This window comes from Nocardioides sp. (assembly GCF_035481145.1).
In the GTDB taxonomy this organism is placed as follows: Bacteria; Actinomycetota; Actinomycetes; order Propionibacteriales; family Nocardioidaceae; genus Nocardioides.
This window is the reverse complement of the sequence record NZ_DATIHB010000011.1, coordinates 1-4,060: the sequence shown is the minus strand read 5'-3', so window position 1 is coordinate 4,060 and position 4,060 is coordinate 1. Positions and strand designations below refer to the sequence as shown.

The 4,060-nt window shown below is 68.3% G+C and carries 4 protein-coding genes; all 4 read left to right on the top strand.

Annotation, left to right across the window (positions count from 1 at the left end; translation table 11 throughout):
- Positions 1-914 (top strand): MlaD family protein (locus VLF38_RS01360; RefSeq protein WP_325269495.1); only part of this gene is annotated, 914 nt, incomplete at its 5' end.
- Positions 914-1,903: an MCE family protein gene (locus tag VLF38_RS01355; RefSeq protein ID WP_325269494.1), complete on the top strand. Its 990-nt coding sequence runs from the start codon at positions 914-916 to the stop codon at positions 1,901-1,903. The genes VLF38_RS01360 and VLF38_RS01355, both read left to right, overlap by 1 nt.
- On the top strand, positions 1,900-3,018 hold the full coding sequence (locus VLF38_RS01350; protein ID WP_325269493.1) for an MCE family protein: 1,119 nt from the start codon (positions 1,900-1,902) through the stop codon (positions 3,016-3,018). The genes VLF38_RS01355 and VLF38_RS01350 overlap by 4 nt, the downstream gene beginning before the upstream one ends.
- A partial coding sequence (locus VLF38_RS01345; RefSeq protein WP_325269492.1) for an MCE family protein occupies positions 3,015-4,060 on the top strand: 1,046 nt, incomplete at its 3' end. The genes VLF38_RS01350 and VLF38_RS01345, both read left to right, overlap by 4 nt.

Genomic DNA, 4,060 nt, shown 5'->3' with positions numbered 1-4,060 from the left:
GGTCGAAGGAGTACCGCGCCGAGTTCGTCGACGCCACCGGCGTCGTGGAGGGCGACGACGTGCGCATCGCCGGCGTCAAGGTCGGCGTGGTCGAGGACATCGAGATCGTCGACCGCTCCCGCGCGATGATCTCCTTCACGGTCTCCGACGAGGCGGTCGTCAACGGCGGCACCAACGCCGCGATCCGCTACCGCAACCTCGTCGGACAGCGCTACCTCTCGCTGACCCAGGGGGTCGGCGACTCCGGCACCCTTCCCGACGGGGCGACCATCCCCGCGTCGCGCACCAAGCCGGCCCTGGACCTGACGGTCCTCTTCAACGGGTTCAAGCCCCTCTTCCAGGCGCTCTCGCCCTCCGACATCAACAAGCTCTCCTACGAGATCATCCAGGTCTTCCAGGGGGAGGGCGGCACGCTCGAGGGGCTGCTGGCCGACACCGCGTCGCTCACGTCGACGCTGGCGGATCGTGATGAGGTCATCGGTGACCTGATCGACAACCTCAACACCGTCCTCGAGCACGTCGCCGAGCGTGACGACGAGCTGGCACGCCTGATCACCAGCTTCCGCACGCTGGTCAGCGGCCTCAACAAGGACCGTGACGCCCTGCTCGGCCCGCTCGACCAGATCTCGAGCCTCTCGGTGGAGACGGCCGGACTGGTCAAGGGTCTGCGCCCGGAGCTGGTCACCGACCTCAAGCAGTTGCGGCGCCTGGCCGGCAACCTCGACCGCAACAAGGGCGAGATCGACCGCGTGCTCCAGGTCCTTCCGGTCAAGCTGAACAAGATGGGCCGGACGGCTGTCTACGGCTCCTTCTTCAACTTCTACCTGTGCGAGTTCCACGGCCGGGTGATCCTGCCGACCGGACAGCGTCTGCCGATCGACTACAAGACCGCCGCCTCGAGGTGCAGTCTCTGATGATTCCCTTCCGCGAGCGCAACCCCGTCGTCGTCGGCGCAGCCAGCCTGGCGGTGATCGGCACCCTCATGGTCGCCGCCTTCCGTGCGGGTGACCTGCCGATCATCGGCGGGGGAGACACCTACTACGCCGCCTTCAGCGAGTCCGGCGGCCTCAAGGCCGAGGACGAGGTCCGCATCGCCGGCGTCCGCATCGGCAAGGTCGAGTCGGTCGACCTCGACGGCAACCAGGTGAAGGTCGCCTTCAAGGTCGACTCCGGTGCCGACTTCGGCCCGGACACGGGTGCAGCGATCAAGGTGAAGACGATCCTCGGCCAGATGTACCTCTCCCTCCAGCCGTCGGGCTCCGGCCAGATGAAGGAGGGCGCGACCATCCCGGTCGACCGCACCAGCTCGCCGTACGACGTCGTCGACGCGTTCAGTGGTCTCGCGGAGACGGCGGACCAGATCGACACCGATCAGCTCGCCGACTCGTTCCGCACGCTGGCGGAGCTGACCCGTAACACGCCGGAGGAGTTCCGGGCCGCCCTCGAGGGCGTCTCCGCCCTCTCCCGCAACGTGGCCAAGCGCGACGAGCAGATCAACACCCTGCTGAAGAACCTGCACACCGTCGCAGGTGTTCTCGACGAGCGCGACGACGACCTGATCGGCCTGATGAAGGATGCCGACGTGCTCTTCCGCGCGGTCGTCGCCCGCCGCGAGGCGATCCACAACCTGCTGGTCTCGACCTCGACGCTCGGTCAGGAGCTGACGGCGCTTGTCAAGCAGAGCCGTGCCGACCTCGCGCCCGCGCTCAGGCACACCGAGAGCGTGCTCCGCGTGCTCAACAAGAACCAGGACAACCTCGACCAGTCGCTGCGGCTGATGGCCCCCTTCTACCGGGTCTTCGCCAACACGCTCGGCACCGGTCCGTGGTTCGACACCTGGATCGCCAACATGCCGCCCGGGCCGCAGCTGCCGCGCGTGGCGCCGGCGGAGGAGGGCCGATGAAGAAGTTCCTGGTCCCGGCCGTCCTGGTGATCCTCGTGCTCGCGACGGCCCTGGTCCTCTTCACCGGCGAGGACCGCAAGACCCTCGTCGCCCACTTCCCGCGGACCGTCTCGGTCTACGAGGGCAGCGAGGTGCGCGTCCTCGGCGTCCCGATCGGCACGGTCGACAAGGTCGAGCCTTCGGGCACCGACGTCCGGGTGACGGTCTCGTATCCCGCCGACGTGAAGGTCCCTGCGGACGCGAAGGCGGTCATCATCGCGCCGTCCGTCGTCGGTGACCGGTTCGTCCAGCTCACCCCGGCGTACGACGGTGGGCCGACGCTCGCCGACAACGCGGTGCTCGACACGTCCCGGACCGCGGTGCCGCTCGAGCTCGACCAGATCTACCAGAGCCTCGACGACCTGACCCGGGCGCTTGGTCCCGATGGGGCCAACAAGGACGGCGCGCTCAGCGAGCTGCTCGTCTCGACCGCGAAGAACTTCAGCGGCCAGGGCGAGAAGTTCAACCAGACCGTCCAGGACCTGTCGAAGCTGACCAGCACCCTCGACAACAACCGCGAGGAGCTCTTCGGCACCGCAGCGCGGCTGGAGAAGTTCGTGAGCACGCTCGCGAAGAACGACGACACCGTCCGTCAGTTCAACAAGTCGCTGGCTGACGTCTCCGCGCTGCTGGCAGGGGAGCGTGACGACCTCGCTGCCTCGCTGCGCAACCTCGCCGTCGCGATGGGCCAGGTCTCGACCTTCGTCAAGGAGAACGAGGCCTCGCTCGGCCGCAACATCCGGGGCCTCAACCGGGTCGCGAAGGTGCTGGTGCGCCAGCGCGCAGCGCTCGACGAGACGCTCTCGGCCGCTCCCGTCGCGCTCGTCAACCTCGGACACACGTACAACCCCCAGAGCGGCACGCTGGACACCCGCGCCAACCTCGGTGAGGTGGTCAACCAGCTCACCGCAGACCCCGCGGCTGTGCTGTGCGGGTTGACCAACAGCAAGACCGTCTGCAACCTCCTCGGCGGCCTCAAGCTTCCGGGCCTGGGGCGCGCGGGAGCGCTGCAGCCCGGCGGTCCGACCCAGCCGTACGACCCCTCGCTCGGCGGACTCGTGGAGGTGGCCCGATGAAGCCCACGCGCGTCGTGCGCCAGGCCGCCGTGCTCGTGGTCGGCATGCTGGCCCTGACCGGCTGCCGCTTCGACATCTACAGCCTCCCGCTGCCCGGTGGTGCTGACACAGGCGACAACCCGATGACGGTGACCGTGGAGTTCCAGGACGTCCTCGACCTGGTGCCCCAGTCGTCGGTCAAGGTGGCCGACGTGACGGTCGGCAAGGTCTCCAAGGTCGACCTCGAGGGGTACCACGCCAAGGTGACGCTGGAGATCAACGACGAGGTCGACCTGCCGGCCAACGCCGTCGCCACGATCCGCCAGACCAGCCTCCTCGGTGAGAAGTTCGTCTCCCTCGCCGCGCCGGCCGAGGGGGCCAGCACCGAGCGCCTGAAGAACAAGTCCGAGATCCCGCTCGAGAGCACGGGCCGCAACCCCGAGGTCGAGGAGGTGCTCAGCGCGCTGAGCCTGATCCTCAACGGTGGTGGCGTCGCCCAGCTGAAGACGATCTCGAAGGAGCTCAACCTCGCGCTCGAGGGCAACGAGGGCTCGGCCCGATCCGTGCTGCGCCAGCTCGCCAGCCTCGTCGGCAAGCTCGAGCAGAACAAGGGCGACATCGTCCAGGCGATCGAGTCGGTCAACCGTCTCGCGATCAGCGTCGAGAAGCAGATGCCTGCGATCGACGCGGCATTGGAGGAGCTGCCGGCGGCGCTGGAGTCCCTCGACCGCCAGCGCGACGACCTGGTCACGATGCTCAAGGCGCTCGCCCAACTCAGCGACGTCGGTGTCCGCGTCATCCAGGCGTCGAAGACGTCGACGATCGATGCCTTCCGCCAGCTCGACCCCGTGCTGACGGCGCTCGCCGACGCTGGAGACGCACTGCCCAACGCGATGCAGATCTTCTTCACCTACCCGTTCCCGGACGCCAACCTGATCTCGCGTGACCCCCAGGCGGCCCGCAACCTGCACATGGGTGACTTCGTGAACCTCTCGGTCCAGCTGGACGTCGACCTGCGTGGCGGGGGTGGCGGGACGGCACCGCCGACCGGCGGCGGGGGGGG